Origin of the sequence: Terrabacter sp. BE26, from assembly GCF_041941675.1 — a bacterium.
In the GTDB taxonomy this organism is placed as follows: domain Bacteria; phylum Actinomycetota; class Actinomycetes; order Actinomycetales; family Dermatophilaceae; genus Terrabacter.
Genome location: NZ_CP090122.1, coordinates 4032961 through 4052288 on the forward strand (window position 1 = coordinate 4032961; position 19328 = coordinate 4052288).

General features: G+C 71.9%; 20 protein-coding genes. 14 read left to right on the forward strand and 6 right to left on the reverse strand.

Annotated features, from left to right (window positions below; all coding sequences use genetic code 11):
• The first annotated feature begins 113 nt into the window (after positions 1-113).
• Positions 114-944: a class II glutamine amidotransferase gene (locus LQK93_RS18420; RefSeq protein WP_374969214.1), complete on the forward strand. Its 831-nt coding sequence runs from the start codon at positions 114-116 to the stop codon at positions 942-944.
• Between the two features lie 24 nt (positions 945-968).
• Here the strand turns inward: LQK93_RS18420 and LQK93_RS18425 are convergent, their stop codons facing one another.
• Positions 969-1307 carry a hypothetical protein gene (locus LQK93_RS18425; RefSeq protein ID WP_374969215.1) on the reverse strand — a complete coding sequence of 113 codons (339 nt, stop codon included), beginning with the start codon at positions 1305-1307 and terminating at the stop codon, positions 969-971.
• A 128-nt stretch (positions 1308-1435) separates the two neighbouring features.
• Here LQK93_RS18425 and LQK93_RS18430 point away from each other — a divergent pair, with 128 nt between their 5' ends.
• The 6 genes from LQK93_RS18430 to LQK93_RS18455 all read left to right on the forward strand — a co-directional run bounded on the left by LQK93_RS18430 (position 1436) and on the right by LQK93_RS18455 (position 7670).
• Positions 1436-4027, forward strand: coding sequence for a LuxR C-terminal-related transcriptional regulator (locus LQK93_RS18430; RefSeq protein ID WP_374969216.1), 2592 nt, complete (start codon positions 1436-1438; stop codon positions 4025-4027).
• A gap of 140 nt (positions 4028-4167) precedes the next feature.
• Positions 4168-4383, forward strand: coding sequence for a hypothetical protein (locus LQK93_RS18435; RefSeq protein ID WP_374969217.1), 216 nt, complete (start codon positions 4168-4170; stop codon positions 4381-4383).
• 117 nt (positions 4384-4500) lie between these two features.
• Positions 4501-4884 carry an SHOCT domain-containing protein gene (locus LQK93_RS18440; protein ID WP_374969218.1) on the forward strand — a complete coding sequence of 128 codons (384 nt, stop codon included), beginning with the start codon at positions 4501-4503 and terminating at the stop codon, positions 4882-4884.
• 84 nt (positions 4885-4968) lie between these two features.
• Positions 4969-5352 carry an SHOCT domain-containing protein gene (locus LQK93_RS18445; RefSeq protein ID WP_374969219.1) on the forward strand — a complete coding sequence of 128 codons (384 nt, stop codon included), beginning with the start codon at positions 4969-4971 and terminating at the stop codon, positions 5350-5352.
• 145 nt (positions 5353-5497) lie between these two features.
• Positions 5498-6943: a glycosyltransferase gene (locus LQK93_RS18450; RefSeq protein ID WP_374969220.1), complete on the forward strand. Its 1446-nt coding sequence runs from the start codon at positions 5498-5500 to the stop codon at positions 6941-6943.
• Between the two features lie 97 nt (positions 6944-7040).
• Positions 7041-7670 carry a dihydrofolate reductase family protein gene (locus tag LQK93_RS18455; protein WP_374969221.1) on the forward strand — a complete coding sequence of 210 codons (630 nt, stop codon included), beginning with the start codon at positions 7041-7043 and terminating at the stop codon, positions 7668-7670.
• A gap of 31 nt (positions 7671-7701) precedes the next feature.
• Here the strand turns inward: LQK93_RS18455 and LQK93_RS18460 are convergent, their stop codons facing one another.
• From LQK93_RS18460 to LQK93_RS18470, 3 genes are all read right to left on the reverse strand, one after another.
• Positions 7702-8088 carry a hypothetical protein gene (locus LQK93_RS18460; protein ID WP_374969222.1) on the reverse strand — a complete coding sequence of 129 codons (387 nt, stop codon included), beginning with the start codon at positions 8086-8088 and terminating at the stop codon, positions 7702-7704.
• Between the two features lie 145 nt (positions 8089-8233).
• Positions 8234-9790 (reverse strand): CDP-alcohol phosphatidyltransferase, encoded by a 1557-nt coding sequence (locus LQK93_RS18465; protein ID WP_374969223.1) that lies wholly within the window; start codon positions 9788-9790, stop codon positions 8234-8236.
• A 107-nt stretch (positions 9791-9897) separates the two neighbouring features.
• Complete coding sequence (locus tag LQK93_RS18470) at positions 9898-10680, reverse strand: CDP-alcohol phosphatidyltransferase family protein (protein WP_374969224.1); 783 nt, start codon at positions 10678-10680, stop codon at positions 9898-9900.
• 162 nt (positions 10681-10842) lie between these two features.
• On the opposite strand from LQK93_RS18470, the gene LQK93_RS18475 reads away from it, so the two are divergent.
• The 6 genes from LQK93_RS18475 (at position 10843) to ribA (ending at position 15988) form a co-directional block, all read left to right on the forward strand.
• Positions 10843-11865: a zinc-binding alcohol dehydrogenase gene (locus LQK93_RS18475; RefSeq protein WP_374971542.1), complete on the forward strand. Its 1023-nt coding sequence runs from the start codon at positions 10843-10845 to the stop codon at positions 11863-11865.
• A 3-nt stretch (positions 11866-11868) separates the two neighbouring features.
• Positions 11869-12264, forward strand: coding sequence for a 6-pyruvoyl tetrahydropterin synthase family protein (locus LQK93_RS18480; RefSeq protein ID WP_374969225.1), 396 nt, complete (start codon positions 11869-11871; stop codon positions 12262-12264).
• A 9-nt stretch (positions 12265-12273) separates the two neighbouring features.
• A complete protein-coding gene (locus LQK93_RS18485) occupies positions 12274-13362 on the forward strand; it encodes a glycosyltransferase family 4 protein (RefSeq protein WP_374969226.1) in 1089 nt (362 codons plus the stop codon).
• 91 nt (positions 13363-13453) lie between these two features.
• A complete protein-coding gene (locus tag LQK93_RS18490; RefSeq protein WP_374969227.1) occupies positions 13454-14431 on the forward strand; it encodes a YbhN family protein in 978 nt (325 codons plus the stop codon).
• A complete protein-coding gene (locus tag LQK93_RS18495) occupies positions 14424-15290 on the forward strand; it encodes a RibD family protein (RefSeq protein WP_374969228.1) in 867 nt (288 codons plus the stop codon). The genes LQK93_RS18490 and LQK93_RS18495 overlap by 8 nt, the downstream gene beginning before the upstream one ends.
• Positions 15287-15988, forward strand: coding sequence for a GTP cyclohydrolase II (gene ribA, locus LQK93_RS18500; protein ID WP_374969229.1), 702 nt, complete (start codon positions 15287-15289; stop codon positions 15986-15988). Before LQK93_RS18495 ends, ribA begins: the two co-directional genes overlap by 4 nt.
• Positions 15989-16184: 196 nt before the next feature.
• On the opposite strand, the gene LQK93_RS18505 is transcribed toward ribA, so the two are convergent.
• Entirely contained in the window at positions 16185-16742 is a 558-nt protein-coding gene (locus LQK93_RS18505; protein ID WP_374969230.1) for a hypothetical protein, read from the reverse strand.
• Positions 16743-17091: 349 nt separating this feature from the next.
• Between LQK93_RS18505 and LQK93_RS18510 the strand changes: the two genes are divergently transcribed.
• The gene (locus LQK93_RS18510; protein ID WP_374969231.1) at positions 17092-17904 is read left to right on the forward strand and encodes an ANTAR domain-containing protein; all 813 of its coding nucleotides are present in this window, start codon (positions 17092-17094) and stop codon (positions 17902-17904) included.
• Between the two features lie 16 nt (positions 17905-17920).
• Here the strand turns inward: LQK93_RS18510 and LQK93_RS18515 are convergent, their stop codons facing one another.
• Positions 17921-19321: a sensor histidine kinase gene (locus LQK93_RS18515; RefSeq protein ID WP_374969232.1), complete on the reverse strand. Its 1401-nt coding sequence runs from the start codon at positions 19319-19321 to the stop codon at positions 17921-17923.
• Positions 19322-19328 lie beyond the last annotated feature (7 nt).

Sequence of the window (19328 nt, forward strand, 5' to 3'; positions counted from 1 at the left end):
GACTCCCCCCGGCGAAGGGCTTGGCCCCCACATCGAGCGGGCGGTCGACTCATCCTCGGTGGCTGATGAGCCGGCCCTCCGGGCGCCGCTGAAATGAAGTCATGTGCCGTTGGATGGTGTACTCAGGTGATCCGATCCTCGCGGAGGACCTCCTCTTCAAGCCGGAGCACTCGCTCATCGAGCAGAGCCTGCACTCGCGGATGGGGGCGACGACCACCAACGGTGACGGCTTCGGCATCGGGTGGTTTGGCGAAGGACCCGTCCCCGCGGTCTTCAAGAGCATCGAACCCGCGTGGAACGACCGCAACCTGCGGGAGGTGGCCGCCCAGGTGCGCACGCGCCTGCTGTTCGCGCACGTGCGCGCCTCCACGGGCACACCGGTGCAGCGCAGCAACTGTCACCCGTTCCGGCACGGCAGCTGGCTGTGGATGCACAACGGGGCCGTCGCGGGCTTCCACGAGCTGAAGCGCGACCTCATGTTCGCCGTGGACCCCTCGCTCTACCCGGACGTCGAGGGCTCGACCGACTCCGAGGCACTCTTCTTCCTGGCCCTGACCTTCGGTCTCGAGGACGACCCCATCGCCGGCGTGGCGCGCGCCGTGGGCTTCGTCGAGGACCAGGCCGAGCGTCGCGGCATCCCGAACCCCGTCCAGGCCACCATGGCAGCCACCGACGGGCACTCGGTGTGGGCCTTCCGCTACTCCACCGCACACCAGAGCCGAACGCTCTACCACTCCACCGACGTCACCAGGCTGCGCGAGCTGCACCCGGAGGTGGAGATGCTCCGGAGGCTGAGTGACGACACCCGCCTGGTCGTCTCCGAGCCGCTGCGGGACCTGCCGGGTGCCTGGCGCGAGGTGCCCGAGTCTTCGTGCGTCATCATCCAGCCCGGCGACGACGAGATCCGACCCTTCGAGCCGACGCGTCCCGCCCTCGTCGTCTGACGCACCCTCGTCGTCTGACGCCCGTCACGGCGCACGTGGACCGGGGATCTGCTGCCCCTCGGTGATGCCCTCTGCGTCCTCGATGCCGGCGATGCCCTCGACGTCCAAGACGCCGGCGATGCCTTGGACGTCCTCGATGCCGTCTGCGTCCTCGGCGCCACCGGCGACCTCGACCTTGTGGATCGCGGTCACACCGATGCCCAGGGACTCGAGCAGCGCCAGCGCTCGGCCCAGCACGCCGGCGTCGACGGCGTCGACACTGACGACGGTCGCCCTGCCGCTCTTGCGTCGTCGCAGCGGGAGTGCGGGGTCGAGCAGGTCCGCGGTGAGCTCCCCGTCGATGACGATGTCGTACCTCTGCATGGCGGGGCCTCACATTCGCAAACCCTCGAAGTCGGCTCGGACGCCGGTGCGCGTCACTACGCTGGCAGGGAAGAAAGACGCAAGCATCCACCGACGGGGATGACATGGTCGGACCACGTCAGGCGCGGATGACCCCTCCACTGGCGTCCGCGCACACCATCGATCGCCCGCGACTCGTGCCACTCATCGACCGGCGCCCAGTGGTCGTGCTGGCGGGCATGGCCGGCTACGGCAAGTCGACGCTCCTCGCCGAGGCTGCTCGCCGCCAGCAGGAGCACGGCGTGGCCATCTGGCTGACCCTCGACGACTCCGACCGCGCCCCGGTGCGCCTCGTGTCGGACCTCGTCACCGCAGCCGCCATGTCGAGTCTCGAGGCGACCGGGGCAGACCTCGCCCCGCTGCGGGAGTCAACCCTGCGGGCCGAGCCCCTCACCCTCGTCGACTCCCTCCTCGAGGTCCTCTACGACGCCGCCGTGCCGTCGACCCTCGTCCTCGACGACCTGCAGAACCTCACCGGCTCCCCGGCCTCGGCCAGCCTCGTGGACCACGTGCTGCGATGGGCCCCGGCCAACATGCGCATCGCCATCGGCGCACGCGTGGTGCCGCCCCTTCGTCTCCAGCGGCTCCGGCTGGACGACCGGCTTGCCTACCTCACGCACGAGGACCTGGCGTTCACGCCCGAGGAGACGGCTGAAGCCGTACGTGTCGCTGGGCTCGAGCTCGACGAAGCCACGGTCGAGTCCATCCACCACACCACCGGAGGGTGGCCGGCGGGCGTGCGCATGGCGGTCCTCGCGGCGCGCCAGTACGGCCTGCGCCAGCAGGTGCCGACCGAGCTGCGGCGCGACCAGGCACTCGCGGAGTACCTCGCCACAGAGGTGCTCGCGTCCTTGAGCGACGACGTCAGGGAGTTCGTGCTCGACAGCACCTTGGACGAGCAGGTGTGTCCGTCCCTCGTCGACACCGTGCGCGGCACGCACAACGCCGAGGTGCTGCTCGAGCAGTGCGTCGCCGACGGTCTCTTCCTCTCGCGCGCCAACAACGGGAGCGAGCCCTGGTACTCCTGGCATCCCCTCTTCGCCGCCCACATCCACCGGCGGCTGGTCGTCGACCACCCCGAGCGCGCCACATCGCAGCACGCGGCGGCCGCGGCCTGGTGGAGCTCCGTCGACGCTCCGACGGCGATCCGGCACGCCGCGGCGGCCGGCGACGGTGGCCTGACGTCCGGGATCTTCGCGAAACACTGGCTCGAGCTGTTCCTCGAGGGCCGCGAGGACGCGGTTCTCGCCGCCCTCGACCAGCTGCCCGAGCAGTCGGCGTACTCCTCTGACGTCCACCTTGCCCGGGCACTGATCCTGGTCCAGCAGGGAAAGATGGACGAGGCCGGCTTCGAGATAGACGCCGCCCGCGCTGCCAGCGGAGCGCTGCCGACGGTGGACAAGGCAGCCTTGGAGGACCGGATGGCCGTCGTGGAGCTCTTCCGGACCGGATACGGGCTGGGGCTGAGCGCGGCGGTCGAGCCCGGGGCGGCGCTGCTCGAGCGGTTCGGCCAGAGCCAGCGCCCCACGGAGCCTGCCATCCTCGCGTCGGTCCAGATGTTCGTCGGGATGGGTGAGGCGCGGCTCCAGGGCCAGGGCAGGCTCGTGCTCGAGATGCTCCGCTCCTCTGCGGCCACCGCGCACGACACCGGCCTGCTGGCCCTGGAGCTGACCGCACTCGCCGAGTCCTGCATCCCTGCCGTGGCGGAGGGGCGGCTCAGCGAGACCCGCGACCTCGCCGTCAGCCTCTTGGCACGGGCCGAGGAGCGCGGCTGGGTGGGTCTGTCCACCCTCGCTCCCGCAGTCGCGTTCCTCGGGTGGCTCGACTACTGGCGTGGCAACCCCCACGAGTCACGAGCGCAGCTCGAGCGGAGCCTGTCGATGATGCTGCCCTTCGACTGGGAGCTGCGGGGCCTCACCCTGAACTTCCTCACGAAGACCTGCCTCTCCCTCGGCGATGTGACCGGTGCGAGACGCGCCGTGGACCAGATCACAGCGCTCATCGAGTCCGGCCACAGCGCTCCGATGTGGCCCTCGATGGTCGCCGCGCTGGAGGGACTGCTGCTCATGGCCGAGGGCCGCAGCCGCGAAGCCGTGGCCCTGGCCGGGGGCCCGGCGGCCGAACCGGAGTACCCGTTGGCCGGGGCTCACCGTGCGACGGTGCTCGTGCGCGCCGGCCTCCCGACCGAGGCCCTGGCCGAGCTGGACCACGTGCCCGCCGACCGCTTCGTGCACGTCGAGTGCGCCTCGCGCTGCGTCGAGGCGGAAGCACGCGCTGCGCTGGGTCGCCAGGACGCGCATACCTCCCTCGAGCTCGGCCTGGCCGCGGCGGAGCCGGACGAGCTCTACGGTCCCTTCCTGGCGTCAAGCGAGCAGCTTCGCGGGCTGCTGAGGTCGCACCTGCGGCACGGCACCGCCCACCCGACGGCGGTGACCCAGGTGCTGGCCCGGATCTCCTCGGGGCAGCGGCAGGACGTGACGGGCTGGAGCGAGCAGCTCACCCAGCGTGAGCACGAGATCCTGCACTACCTCGCGACCAACCTCACCGCGGCCGAGATCGCCGAGGCCGAGTACATCTCGCTGCACACCGCCAAGACGCACATCGCGCACATCTACCAGAAGCTCGGGGTGAGCAGCCGACGGGCGGCGATCCGCCGCGCCGCCGAGCTCGAGCTCTACTGACAACTCCCCCCGGCAGGCGAGGACCGGGCGCTCATCTCCCCCCGATCAGGCGACGCGCAGACGGCTGCGGCGCCCGGACTATGGCTCTGACGCCCAGGGGACCGCGAACAGAGAGGGAGACCATGCATGCCGTCGTGACCGTGACCGGGGATGTGGACGAGCGCGACATCTGGCCGTATGCCGCGTGGTGCGACAGCGACGGGACGAGAACGACGCTGACCGTCCGGGTGCACGACAGCCAGGAGCTGGTGGCCGTGCTCGGCAGCCTGACCGCGCTGGGGCTGGAGGTGACTTCCACGCAGCTCGTGGAGGAGCCGCCCGAACGCCATCGCAGGGGGAAACCCGACACTCGGTGAGCCGCCTTCTCGTCCGCAGAGAGCGATGACGCGGATCTTTCACAGGGACAGATTTGGGTGGTGGAGGCGGCCACTCACCGCCACACTTGCGCGTCATTCTGAAAGGACTGTCTCACCATGGACTTCTGGAGCTTCTTCTGGTTGCTTGTTTGGTCCTTCTGCTTCGTGGCATACCTGATGATCCTCTTCCACATCTTCGGAGACCTTTTCCGGGACAGGGACCTGGGAGGATTCGCCAAGGTCCTGTGGGTCGTCGCCCTCATCGTCTTCCCGTTCCTGTCCGCGCTCATCTACCTCATCGTCCGCGGCCGAGGCATGGCCGAGCGTGAGATGGAGGGCAACCAGCGCCAGGTCGCCGCGCAGGAGGAGTACATCCGCAGCGTCGCAGCGCCGCAGGGATCGACCGGTGTGGACCAGCTCGCCCAGGCGAAGTCCCTGCTCGACAGCGGCCTGATCACCGCCGACGACTTCGCCCAGATCAAGCAGAAGGCGCTCGCCTGAGCGGGCGCCGCCGAGGTCGCCCGTCAGGAATGACCTCGCCAGGCTGACGCCGTCGAAGCGTCGTGATGAAAGGACCGGGTCGCCGTGGACTTCTGGAGCTACTTCTGGTTGTTGGTGTGGACCTTCCTGTTCGTGGCCTACCTGATGGTGCTCTTCCGCATCCTCGGCGACCTCTTCCGCGACAGGGACCTGGGAGGCTTCGCGAAGGTGGTGTGGGTCGTGGCCCTCATCGTGTTTCCCCTGCTCGCCTCCCTCGTCTACCTGATGGTCCGCGGCCGCGGCATGGCCGAGCGCACGATGGAGCGAGCCCTGCGCCGAACCGATGCGCGCGACGCGTACGTCCGCAGCGTCGCCGGGTCGAACAGCTCGACACCCGTCGACCAGCTGACCAAGGCGAAGTCGCTGCTCGACAGCGGCGCGATCACCACCGAGGACTTCGCCCAGATCAAGGTGAGGGCCTTGGCCTGACAGCGTTGCCCGGCAACGGAAGGGACGTCTCGCGTCACCGCGAGACGTCCCTTCCGCGTACGAGCCGAGCTGCGGCGTCGTGTCGCCCGAGGGTGGGGTGCGAGCGAAGCCGTGGCAGCCGTTACCGCGTGCAGGAGGATGAAGTATGCGTGAGGTGTCGATCGGTGCCCTACCGCTGGATCGCTTCGCCGCGGTGCTCCCGGAGGAGCGGGTCGCGCTCCTGAAGACCGCTGCCGACAGGGCGGCCCACCTGCTGACCGGGCGCACGGTGTGGAACGTCAGCTCGACCGAGCGCGGCGGCGGTGTGGCCGAGATGCTCCAGACGCTGGTCGCCTACGGCCAGGGCGCCGGGGTGCGGACGCGCTGGGTCGTCGTCACGGGCGACGAGCGGTTCTTCACCGTGACCAAGCGGCTGCACAACCTGATCCACGGCTTCGCCGGAGACCGGGGCGCGCTCGACGCGAGCGACGAGGCCCACTACCGGGAGGTCCTGGCCCGCAACCTCGACGGCTGGCAGGAACGGGTCCGGCCCGGGGACCTCGTGCTGCTGCACGACCCCCAGACCGTCGGGCTGGCCGGGGCGCTCCGGACGCTCGGCGCGCAGGTGATCTGGCGCTGCCACATCGGGACCGACCGCGCCGACGGGCACAGCAGCCGGGGCTGGGCCTTCCTGCGGCCGTACTTCGAGGACGCCGACGCATACGTCTTCTCCCGGCGGGAGTACGCGCCGGCGTGGCTACCGGCGTCCCGGGTGTGGGTGATCCCGCCGTCGCTCGACCCGTTCAGTGCGAAGAACGCCCCGATGGCGGACGAGAGCGTGCGCGGCGCGCTGCACCGGGCGGGGATCGTCGAGCGGCTCGACGGGGACGGGAACGTCGCCTTCGTGCGTCGGAACGGCACCTCGGGCCTGGTCCGCGTCCACCGTGAGCTGCTGGTGGACGAGGAGCGACCGCTGCCCGCGGACGCCGCCGTGATGCTGCAGGTCAGCCGGTGGGACCGGCTCAAGGACATGGCCGGCGTGCTCACCGGTTTCGCCGATCACGTCGACCACTTCCCCGACGGCGTGCACCTGCTTCTCGTCGGTCCGGACGTCCGCGGCGTGAGCGATGACCCCGAGGGCGGGCAGGTGCTGGGCGAGTGCCGTCAGCTGCGGGCCGCACTCCCGCCGGCGACGCGTGCGCGGGTGCACCTGTGCTGCCTGCCCATGGATGACGTCGACGAGAACGCGCACCTGGTCAACGCGCTCCAGCGGCACGCGAGCGTGGTGGTGCAGAAGAGCCTCATGGAGGGCTTCGGGCTCACCGTAACCGAGGCGATGTGGAAGGAGCGCCCCGTCGTCGCCTCGGCCGTCGGCGGCATCGTGGACCAGATCGAGGACGGCGTCAGCGGCGTGCTGCTCCACGACCCCGCGGACCTCGACCACTTCGCCACGCTCGCCGCCGACCTCTTCCGGGACCCCGGACGCCAGGTACGGATCGGGACGGCCGCCCACGAGCGCGTGGCGAGAGAGTTCCTCGGCGACCGCCACCTCATCCAGTACGGCGAGCTCTTCGCCGCCCTGGTCGCCGGTTCACGGTCGGCGAGCCGTTGACGGCATTCGGGGTGCAGACGGCGTCACCACGCGACACCCTGTGCGGGACCGACTCGAGGCCGCCTCGAGACCGCAGTCGCCGACCCAGGAGCGCCGGATGTCACTCGCACGGATCCACAACTTCTCCATCTCCCTCGACGGCTTTGCCACGGGCGAACCGCAGACGCTCGAGGCGCCGTTCGGCCACGCGGGCGGGCGTCTGCACGAGTGGATGATGGCCACCCGGTTCTGGGACCCGAGCGGCACGGCCGGAGTCGACGACGCCTTCGCCGAGCGCCACGGTCCCGGCATCGGTGCCGAGATCATGGGCGCCAACAAGTTCGGGCCACCCGGGTGGCAGGACGACCCGGACTGGAAGGGCTGGTGGGGCTCGAACCCGCCCTTCCACACCCCCACCTTCGTGCTCACCCACCACCCGCGGTCGCCCATGGAGATGGAGGGCGGCACGACGTTCCACTTCCTCGACGCCTCCCCCGCCGAAGCTCTCGAGGTGGCTCGCGCGGCAGCCGACGGCCAGGACGTCCGGATCGGCGGCGGGGCGACGGTGGTGCGCGACTTCCTCGCCGCCGGGCTGGTCGACCACATGCATCTCGTCCAGGTGCCGATCGTGCTGGGTCGTGGCGTGCGCATCTGGGACGGTCTGGAGGCGCTCGAGACCGCCTACGCCGTTGAGGCGGTCTCCTCCCCCAGCGGTGTCACGCACCTCACGTTCACACGCAGGGCCTGACGGTGGTCGCGCCTGGCCGCACGCCGCGGGGTCAGGCGTGCGTGCCGTGGTGGGTCGGCTGGTGGAGGACGACGGGCCGCTGGCGTACGAGGAGCACTCCGCCGGTGACGATGCACACGACCTCGGCGACCGCGGCCACCCAGACGGAGCCGCCGCGCCACTCGGTGTGGATGCCCAGGAGGCCGACGGTCGAGGCGATGGTGAACGCTCCGAGGGTCGCCACCCCGAAGCCCAGAGTCAGGAACGCCGCCACCCAGTGGCGCCAGGCCACGAGCAGTCCGGCGATGACGACGCCGGACACGACGTTGACGAGGAACATCGGCCCGACGGACTGGTTGCGCACCCCGTCGAACCACAGGTAGAGGTGCACTCCGGCGGAGACGAGCAGCGCTGCTGCACCCAGGAGTCGCAGAGACATGATGGCCCTTCCTTTCTGCCCCACAGCCGATCCCCAGCACGCGGGCCGTCGTTCGGTGACACCTCTGATGACGCCGGCGAAGGGGTATCCGGTTCAGCGTGCAGTCGGCTGGACCTCAGCGGAGCTCAGCGGAGCTGATGGAAGCTCAGCGGAACGACGTCAGGATGCGGTCGCGTACGGCGCTCATCGGCCACACCGGAGCGTCCGCGCGCGGAGCGAGCCCGTCCTGCCACCGCCAGCCGGCGATGCGCCCCGTCACCAAGGCGTCACGGGTCAGCACCGTCACGGGCACCTCGTGGGATGCCCCCACGCCCGAGACCACGGTCGCCGGCTGGTGGTCGCCGAGGACGAGAACCACCAGGTGGTCGTCACGGGTGTGCGAGAGCCAGGCCACGATGCTGTCGATCGAGTAGGCGATGCTCTGCGCGTATGCGGCGTGAACCCCCTCCGGGGTTCGCCACACCTCGGACTGCGGCGTGGCCCGGGCGACCTGCGGCACGAAGGCGGTCCCGTCACCGAGCGTCGACCAGTCCACCAGGCGCGGTAGCGGCGCCCACGGGATGTGGCTCGTGACGAGGTCGACCTCGGCCATCACGGCACGGCGGGGCGAGGCCTGCAGCTCGAGGCGGTCGAAGGCGGAGAGGGTGTACTGGTCCGGCATCGGCGCGTAGCCGAAGCCCGGCCCGCGGTAGCCGAGGGTGCGGGCGTCCCACACCTGGTCGTAGCCGTAGAAGTCCCGGCCCTCGGGCCAGTCGTGCTGGTTGGCGGGCACCACGGCGACGGTCCGCCACCCCGCCGTGGAGAAGACACGGCTGAGGGTCAGCCGGTCGGTGGTGACGAGCTGGTCGTAGCGTTGCTGGCTGTCCACCCAGAGCCCGGTCTGCAGGCTGGAGTGCGCCAGCCAGCTGAATCCCCCGAAGGTGGGCGAGGAGAGCCAGGCGCTGCGCATCGAATAGCCCTGAGCGACAAGGCTCGTCCGTCCTTCGTGCACGGCCTGCTGGACGCCCGGCGAACCGAGCGCCACCTTGCCGTAGCTCTCGACGAACACCACGACGACGTCCTTGCCGTCGAGCGCAGGGACGAGCGCGGAGGGAGCGGCGTGGGCGAAGCCGTCGGCGCCGATGGCCGAGGCGAAGACGGCATGGTCGCGGACGTCGTCGAGGGCCTTGCGAGCCTGCTCGTCGGCGAGCGCGACGGTGCTGGAGGCCGCGACCGGCAGGCCGGGCGCCGCCGCAGAACCGGTCACGGCGGCGACGACCCAGACGGCGGCGAGCGCGGCGAGGACCGGCCGGGATGCGGACCGGTGCCGGTCCGCGACGGCGGCGAGACGCCGCAGCGAGAGCGGGAGCAGGACCAGGACGCCGCCGACAACCAGTCCTGCCGCCACCGCCGCCAGCGCGGCCACCGCCGGCCCTGATGCGTCGCGCACCAGCTGGACCCCCGAAGCCGCGTAGCGCCAGTCGCTGGTCAAGTTGAAGGGTCGGTAGAAGAAGACCTCCCGGAAGACCCGGTCGAGGATCCGGACCAGCAGGAGCACGCCGAGGAGCACCCCCACCGGTGGCAGCACCCACCGGCGCACCCACCGACTGCCGGCCGCCGGCAGGGCCAGCACGAGTGCCCCCAGCACCAGCCCCTCGACGGGCACACGCAGCAGCGCCACCGGCCCGGTGGGCGCTCCCGAGTCAGGGGCGACGAGCGCCACCCAGACGAGCGCGGTCGCCCCGACTGTTGCAGCCGCCCGAATCGCACGACCGGCCCTTCCCCTCGCGCGCACGACACGAGGTGGACGTCCCGGCCCCGACCGGCTTCTCATCCGGCGCTCCCCCGGACGAGAAGCCCGGGGACGTCAGGCGCGACGTCTCGGTGCACGGAGTCGTCTGTGCCCTCGAGCAACCCGCGCTGGCGCCAGAGTCCGCCCGCCTCGGTGCCGAAGGACCAGAGAAGCGCGACCAGAGCGGAGCCCACGACAGCGGCCGCGACCTCGTGCGGCACTGACCCTGACGCGGCAACGGTGAGGCTCACCCCCACGTATGCCGCCACCGCCCTGCGCCACCGCCGCGCGGGCATCGCGCCGCGCAACCACGGCAGCGCGCGCTGGGCGAGGAGCAGGAGGTAGCGCGCCGCGCCGATCAGGAGCACCCACCAGCCGAGGCCGCGGGAGACGTGGACCGCGAGGACGAGGACGAGGAAGGCGTCGCACTCCATGTCGAACCGCGCGCCGAACGCGCTCGTCGTCCCCGTGCGCCGTGCCACGCGCCCGTCCACGGCGTCGAGCCCCAGCGCCACCGCGGCCAGGACGACGAGCACGGTGCTGCTGCCCTCGTTCCCGTCGTGGGTCGAGGTGTCGGCAACCACGGCGGCAACACCGCAGGCCAGGACGGCGCGGGTGAGGGTGACGCGGTCTGCGGGCCCGGGGCTCGGCCGTCCCGACGCGGCGAGTCCGAGGGCCACGAGCACGGTGAGGGCCGCCGCGCAGGAGCCTCCGAGGGCCACCCCCAACCACCCGAGGCTCCCGCCGAGCACCAGTGCAGTGATCAGGCCGACCGCCGCGAGCAGGCCGACGAGGAGATCTGGGTGAACCGTGCGTCTCACGCCACCTCCTGGGGTGCTCGGGCGGGACCGACTCGCGCCGTACCCAAGGACGCCACCGGCCTCGTCCGGGTTCATGCGGCCTGGTTCGAGCCGTGTGGGCCGTCGGAAGGTCCGCCGGTAAGGTCCGCCGCGAGGTCGACCCGTCGCTACGCTGACGCCGTGATGACGGACGCGCGTGCGTTCTGGCTGGTCGAGCCCGGGCGGGGTGAGATCCGGCCGGTCACCGTGCGTGCTCCCGACGTCGGCGAGGTGCTCGTGCGCACGCTGCACTCCGGAGTGAGCCGCGGCACCGAGGCGCTGGTGTTTCGCGGCGAGGTGCCCCGCAGCCAGTGGGAGGCCATGCGCGCGCCCTTCCAGGAGGGGGACTTCCCGGGGCCGGTCAAGTACGGCTACCTGTCCGTCGGTGTCGTCGAGCAGGGGCCGGACGCGCTGCGCGGGCGAACCGTCTTCAGCCTGCACCCGCACCAGACCGCCTACGTCGTGCCGGCGTCGGCCGTCGTCGTCGTGCCCCCCGGTGTGCCGCCGCAGCGGGCCGTTCTCGCCGGCACCGTCGAAACCGCCGTCAACGCGGTGTGGGACGCCGCGCCCCTGCTCGGCGACCGCGTGGCCGTCGTCGGCGCAGGGATGGTCGGCTGCAGCGTGGCGCGACTGCTCGGGCGGTTCCCCGGCGTCGAGTGCACCCTCGTCGACGTCGACACCTCACGCGCCGAGACCGCCGAACGCCTCGGAGTCGGCTTCGCGAACCCGGCGGCCGACCGCCTGCCCCTCGGGGACTGCGACCTCGTCGTCCACGCGAGCGCCACCTCGACCGGGCTGCAGACCGCCCTCGACCTGCTCCGTCCGGAGGGCACCGTCGTCGAGCTCAGCTGGTACGGCGAGCGCACCGTCGAGCTGTCCCTCGGCGGCGCCTTCCACTCCAAGCGGCTCGGCATCCGGGCCAGCCAGGTCGGCGTCGTGTCGCCGGCGCGCCAGTCGCGCTACTCCACCTCTGATCGGCTCGCCCTCGCCCTCGACCTACTGCGCGACGACGCGTTCGACGCGCTCGTCACGGGCAGCTCGCCCTTCGAGGAGCTGCCCGACGTGCTCTCCCAGCTTGCCGACAACAGCCTCCCGGCGATCTGCCACGCCATCACGTACCCGACCACCCACAGAACCACCGACCTGACCACCAACGGAAAGGCCTGACGGATGTTCGGCGTCACCGTCCGCGACCACATGATGGTCGCCCACAGCTTCGAGGGCGAGCGGTTCGGCCCGGCGCAGCGACTGCACGGCGCCACCTTCATCGTCGACGCGACGTTTCGCGGAGCCGAGCTCGACCCCGACGGGATCCTGCTCGACATCGGGCTGGCGGCCGAACAGCTGCACGAGGTCGTCGGCGAGCTCAGCTACCGCAACCTGGACGAGGTCGAGGGTCTCCCGCGCAACACCTCCACCGAGGTGCTCGCCCGGCACGTCGCCGACCGGCTGGCCGAGCGGGTCGGCTCCGGCGCGCTCGGCACCGAACCCGGGCGGGTGACCGCTCTCGTCGTCACCCTCCACGAGTCGCACCTGGCATGGGCGTCGTACGAGCGGACCGTCTGAGGGGCGACGGTGCCGACCCTGCACGCGCTGCTGCCGGAGGCGGTCAGTGACCCGACGCGTCCCAGCGGCGGCAACACCTACGACGCGCGCCTCCTGACGGGGCTGGAGGGTCTCGGCTGGAGCGTCGAGGAGCACCTCGTCGCCGGCCGGTGGCCGGTCCCCGACGCGACGGGACGTCGCTCGCTCGGTGAGGCGGCTGCGCGTCTTCCCACCGGTGGGCGCGTGCTCGTCGACGGACTGCTGGCCTCGGGCTCGCCGGAGGTCCTGGTGCCGCTGGCGCGCCGGACGGCCCTCGTCGTCCTCGTCCACCTGCCCGTCGGGGGCTCCGGTGAGCTGGCGGGGCTGCTCGCAGCGTCGGCGGTCATCACGACGAGCGCGTGGTCCCGGGACCGTCTCCTCGAGCTGCACGGACCGGACGGGCTGGAGGGGGCTCGTCTCCACGTCGTGGAGCCGGGTGTCGACCTCGCGCCACCGGCCGCCGGCACACCCGCCGGGGGCCGGCTCGTCTGCGTCGGGGCCGTCACTCCGTTCAAGGGCCAGGACGTGCTCATGGACGCGCTCGGCACGCTCACCGACCTGCCGTGGTGCTGCCTGTGCGCCGGGTCCCTCGAGATCGACGCACCTTTCGCCGTCGAGGTCGTCCGGCGGGCGCGAGCCGCCGACATCGCCGATCGGGTCAGCTTCACGGGACCGCTCCGCGGCGACGAGCTCGCCCACGCGTATGCGTGCGCCGACCTGCTCGTCCAGCCCTCCCGGGTCGAGACGTACGGGATGGTCGTCACCGAGGCGCTGGCCCGCGGGGTGCCCGTCGCGGCGAGCAGCGCCGGTGGCCTGCCCTCGACCCTGCGCGGGCCCGGTGGTGAACGGCCCGGTGGTGACGGAGCCGTCGAAGGCACCGCCGGAGCCACGGACCTCCCGGGGTTCCTGGTGGCCGCGGGCGACCCAACAGCCCTCGCCGCGGGGCTGCGCTCGTGGCTGACCGACGCGGACCTTCGTGACCGGCTGCGACAGTACGCCGCCGCCCGCCGGTTGCGCCTTCTACCGTGGTCAGGGACAGCCCGGCACGTCGCGGCGTTACTCGCGGCGCTCCCCGACTGAACCCTCTCGGACCCGAAGGCGTCCTCGAGGGTGGCGCCGGGAACCGCGCCGGGCGGCAGACCGAGGGCTCGAGGGACCGCAGGAGGCGTGCATGGGGTGGGTCCGCAGGTGGGTGCGTCCGCTGGGGGTGCTGGCGCTCGCCGGCGTACTGGCCTGGCGCGTGGGACCGACAGCGGTAGCTCAGGCCTGGCGCCAGGTCGACGCGGCGACCTTCGGGCTCGCGCTCGCTGCCTCCGTGGCCGTCGCCGGGGTCTCCACCGTGTGCGTGGCGTGGCGCTGGGTTCTCATCGCGCGCGGGCTCGGGCTGGCCCTGACGCTTCCCGACGCGGTGGCCGCGTCGTACCGGGCCCAGTTCCTCAACGTGACCCTCCCGGCCGGCGTGGCCGGCGACGTCCACCGCGCGGTCACCCACGGCCGGGCTGCTGGCGACGTGGCGCGAGGGGCGTATGCCGTCGTGTGCGAGCGGGCCGTCGGCCAGGCCGTGCAGGTCGGGCTGGCGCTCGCCGCGTTGGCGATCGTGCCCTCCCCGCTCCGCTGGCCGGCCGGTCCGTCCGTGGAACTGCCCGGGGCCGTCGGTGGGGCCGTTGCCGGCGCCGTCGTCGTCGGCCTCGGGATGCGAGCCTGCCTGCGACGCAACAGGTCCCGTGCCGATGCAGCGCCTGGAGATGCGCGTTACGGGCTTCGTCGGGCACTGCTGTCACCTCGTGTCTGGCCGGCAGCCGTCGTCTTGTCGCTGGTGGCAGTGGTCGGCCACGTCGGCACGTTCCTGCTCGCGGCCCGCGCCGCCGGAGTCGCGGCGGTGTCCGTGCAGCTCGTCCCGGTGGCGTTCGTGGTGCTGCTCGCGGCCGCCGTACCTGTCAGCCTCGCCGGGTGGGGCCCGCGTGAGGGCGCGGCGGCCTGGGCGTTCGGCGTGTCAGGACTCGGTGCCGACCGCGGCCTCGTCGTCGCCGCGGTCTACGGGGCCCTCGTGATGGTCGCCAGCCTGCCGGGAGCCGCGGTTCTCCTCCACGCCCGCCGCCGGAGGGGTTGCCTCCCCGTGCCGACCTCTGTGGGGAGGGCGCATGCCTGAAGGCGACGTGACCGCGCGTGCGAGGTCCGCAGCACCCCTGAAGCGACCGTATGTCGTGCTGAGCTGCGGCATGTCGATCGACGGCTACCTCGACACCCCGGGCCCGCAACGGCTGCTCCTGTCCAACGACGCGGACTTCGACCGCGTCGACTCCGAACGGGCCGCCTCCGACGCGATCCTCGTGGGGGCCAGGACCATCCGCCACGACGACCCCCGCCTGCTCGTCCGCTCCGCCACGAGGCGCGCCGACCGCGTGGCCCGTGGGCTGTCGCACTCCCCCACGAAGGTCACCGTGACCAGGAGGGGCGACCTGGACGCGACGGCCCGGTTCTTCGCCGAGGACGGGGTGGAGAAGCTCGTCTACTGCCCGTCGGTGGCATACGGCGCGGCCTCGGCCCGAGTGGGGAGCCGCGCCACCGTCGTCGAGGTGGGTGAGGCGTGCGAGCTGCGGCACGTCTTCGCGGACCTCGCGGCGCGTGGGGTCGGGAGGCTCATGGTCGAAGGTGGAGGCACCGTGCACACCCAGGTGCTCGCCGCCGACCTCGCCGATGAGCTCCAGCTCGTGGTCGCCCCGTTCTTCGTCGGGAGCTCGCACGCCACGCGCTTCGTCGGCGACGCGGCGTTCCCGTTCGACTGCGACCGACGCGCGACGCTGACAGAGCTTCGGCAGATCGGCGATGTCGCCCTGCTGCGCTACGCCTTGTCCGCGCGCTGCGAGGTGTCGCTGCGCCCAGCCGGCCTCGCCCGCACGCACGACACGGAGCCCGACACGGAGCCAGACACGGAGCCAGACACGGGGCCAGACACGGGGCAGGACACGGAGCCAGACAGGGAGCAAGACATGGAGCCAGGCAGATGACGCAACCCGCCACGAGTCCCGAGCCGCCCGGTGGCACCCTCCCGCCGCGGGCAACCGTCCGCACCTCGGTCCGGGTGCCGCTGGCACTGGCCGACGGTTTCCACACGGTGGCGCTGGCCCACACCTTCACCGGGCTCGTCGACGGCCTCGAGCACGTGGCCCTCGGGCTGGGTGACCGGGCGGCGCCAAACGAGCTCCCACCGCGCTCACCCGCCACCACGCCACTCGTGCGCCTGCACAGCGAGTGCCTCACGGGAGACGTCTTCGGCAGCCGGCGCTGCGACTGCGGGCCGCAGCTGAGCGAGGCGGTCCGGCGGATCACCGCCGCCGGCGGATACCTGCTCTACCTGCGCCAGGAAGGCCGTGGCATCGGGCTCTACCCCAAGCTCGACGCCTACGTCCTCCAGGACCGCGGACTCGACACCTACGAAGCCAACCTCGCGCTCGGGTTCGGCGCCGACGAGCGCGACTACACCGCCGCCGCGCAGATGCTCCTCGCGCTCGAGGCCCCCCGCGTCCGGATCCTCACGAACAACCCGGACAAGCCGGCCCAGCTGCAGCGGCTCGGACTCGAGATCACGCGAGTCGTCCCCACCGCCGTGCACGTGTCAGCGGCCAACGCGCACTACCTCTCCACGAAGGCCAGCAGCGGCGCCCACACCCTCCACCTGCCTGCCGCGCCGGGAGAGGCCTACTGAGCGACGAAGCCGCACCGAGCGATAGAGCCGGTGGCCGGCTGACACTCGGCGTCCCCAGGGAGCCGGCAGCAGCTACCACCTGGACTCCTCGAACCTGCCACCCCTGCCAGGGGGCCTCTGAGCCGGCTAGAGCAGCGCCGAGGGCCGCGGATCGCGCGTGCTCGCTCGGAAGGGACTCGGGATCTGGGGCTGTCGTCTACCGGGTCGGGCCGGCGTCACCTCTCCGGGCGCGCGGCGGCCATGGCGAGTCCTCGACATCGTCGTCGACGGGCGTCCGGCGTTCCGTCTCGTCGGCCTCCCGGTCGATGGTGTTCTGCTCTCTGGTGGCACTGGTCCAGCCACGCATGAGGGCAGCCTCGCTGCGGTCGATCCGAGCGTGGCTGGAAGCCAGGCGCGCCCGGGCGCGGTCGATCGTGTGCTGCGCGTCCTGGTGCGGCGTGCCGGTCTCCTCGCCGAGGTTGCGGGCGAGCCGGTCGAGATGGGCCGTCTGCTGGTCCAGCTGCTCCTCTCGTTCGTCAAGGCTGCGTTCGCGCTCGTCCGCGGCCCGTTCCCGCTCGTCGGCGACACGGTCCCGCTCGTCCGCGTGGTGTTCACGCCCGTTGGCGTCGAGCTCCCGTTCGTCGGCTCGGGTCTCGCGAGTATCGGCTGCTTGCTCGCGGCGGTCCGCGAACCGGTCTCGTGTATCCGCGGCTCGGTCACGTTGGTCGGCGGCGTGCGGTCGTCCGTCGCCGGACGTGGACTCTAGGTGGATCACAGACACAGCATCCTCCGTCGTGCGCATTCACGCGAGGCTCGCAGATCGTGGTTGCGCAGACGGTGGTTGCGCAGACCCGGCCGCGGCCAGGCGATGCACGCGAGCCGCGACGGACGCGAGCCGCGATGGACCGGGCCTTCGGCCGCCGCGGCGCGCCGGCGGTGAAGAGAGCCCGCCACCGGAGCGCCTCGCTGCTTGAGCCCGCCGGTGGCGTGCTCCCTACCCCCCTACCCGCTTGGAGCACGCAGTACAGCGCTCGCGGCGCATCAGGTTGGTTCCGTGCGGGTGTTCCATCTGGCCGTGCTGAGGGCTCTGGCTGTGCACGGGAGTCTGGTGCGAGGATCGATGCATGCCTGAGGTCGAGAGTGCGAAGCAGTCACCGATACAGGCCTCGACCGTGATCGCAGCCAGCCAGAGTGGTCAGCCGGGCGGCACGTCACCGGTCGGCGCACCCCAGGGCTCTCCGACCAAGGAAGAGCTGCTGGGGAGACTCGCACGCTTTCTCGTGGAGACCGACGGCATAGCACCGACAGTCGACGAAGCAGTCGCACACGCGCTGACGGCGGTGCCCTGTGACTGGGCCGTCGTGGCCGTGACGCACCACGGAGCGGAGCGCGCCCCCAGGTTCTACACGGCCAGCGACCGACAGCTGCTGGAGGTCGTGACCGAGATCGCCGTCGCTGCTCCATCGAGCCCGGGGCGGCTGGCGCTCATGGAGGGCGGCGTAGTCCACGTGCCGGATCTGGCGGCCGAGTCCCGGTTCGGGTCCTACCCGCAGCAGATGGTGACGCGCACACCTGTCCGCTCCGTGCTGTCCTCGGCGCTGCAGCTCAGACAGGAGGTCCTGGGCGTGATGACTCTCTACAGCGCCGAGGCCGACACCTTCGATGCCGAGGCCCGGGCGCGGGCGAGCCTGGTTGCGGACTACACCGCGATCGCGGTCGAGGGCGCCATGGTCGAGGAACGCGCCGACAACCTCGAGGCCGCGCTGGGCAACTCCCGCGCGATCGGGACGGCCATCGGTGTGCTGGTCGAGCGCCACCGGATCACGCCAGCACAGGCGTTCGAGATGCTGCGCTCCGCAAGTCAGCACACCAACCGCAAGCTGGCCGTCGTCGCCGAGGAGCTGGTTCGAACTGGAGTTTTGCCGACCGAACCGTGATCCGGAGCTTCACGGCTCAGGACGCGGGCGCGCCCGCAGCGTGGATCGGCAGGCGGACCCGCAGGCGTGTGTCCCCGGGCCGGGACTGCACCTCGATGGAGCCGCCGTGGCGGTCGACGACGATGCGCTGCGCGATGTCGAGGCCGAGGCCGGTTCCGCGTCCGACGTCCTTCGTCGTGTAGAACGCCTCGAACGCGCGCTGCTGCACCTCTTGCGTCATGCCGGTCCCCGTGTCGCCGACCTCGACGACGACGGCGTCCCGGTCGCGCCGGGTGGTGATGGTCAGGGTGCCGGTGCCCCCCATCGCGTCGACAGCGTTGTCGATGAGGTTGGTCCACACCTGGTTGAGCTCGCCGGGCATCCCGTCAACCAGCGGCACGTCGCCGTCCCAGTCGCGCACGACCGTGATGCCCGGGCGAAGCCGGGGGCCCATCACGAGCAGGGTGCTCTCGAGCCCCTCGTGGACGTTCACCCGTTGGTGCGAGGCGCGGTCCATCTGGGAGTACGACTTGATCCCGGCGACCAGCTCGGAGACCCGCCGCGTCGACTCGCGCACCTCCGCCAGGAGCGAGGCGACATCGAGGGTCCGCGCCACCCAGACGAGCGAGGGCTCCAGCCGGTCGCCCGTCGCCGCCGCAGCCTGGTGGAGCCACTCGACGTCCGCGCCGGCGGAGACGAGCGACGAGGCCAGTTCCCACGCACGCTCTACGCCCGCGCCGTCGAGCCAGTCCCGCAGCTCCTCCTCGCGGTCGGCGGTCTCGAGTGCGTCGGCCGGCCCTGCAACGGGGTGCAGCGCGCGTCGCAGCGAGTCGAGCGTGCCGAACTGTGGCGCGGTCACCCCGCTCGTGGCCATCTGCCGGAGTGCGTCCAGCAGACCGTCGCAGGCCCGCTCGAGCTCCACCGCCGAGCGGACGGCCGCGGCGGCCGGGTTGTTGATCTCGTGGGCCAGACCGGCCGCGAGGGTCCCGAGCGTCACCAGCGCGCTGCGTTGGCGGGCGGTCGCCTCGATCGATCGGGCGGTGCCGTAGAGGCCCGCGACGAGGTGGGCGGCGAAGGGGAACCAGAGCTCGGCGAGCTCGTGCAGTCGGGAGGCAGGGAGCCGCAGGAGCCGGCCCGGTGCCACGCCTCGAGCCGTGGCGAGATAGACGCCGTGCTCGTCCCAGGCTCGGAAACCTCCGGCCCACCTTCCCGGCATGTCCATCCGGCCAACGACCACGTCCTCGCGGCCGATGCGGCGCGACAGGGCGAGCGATCCGTCGACGACGACCCACCAGTAGTCCGCGCGCTCGCCCTCGTGCCAGAGCACCTCCCCGGGGCGGATCGGCACCTCGTCGCCCCCGCTCAGCAGCTCCTCCAGCTGGTCGTCGCGCAGCCCGTCGAAGAGCGGCACCGCTCGGAGATCGGAGAGCTCGAGCATCGCAGGT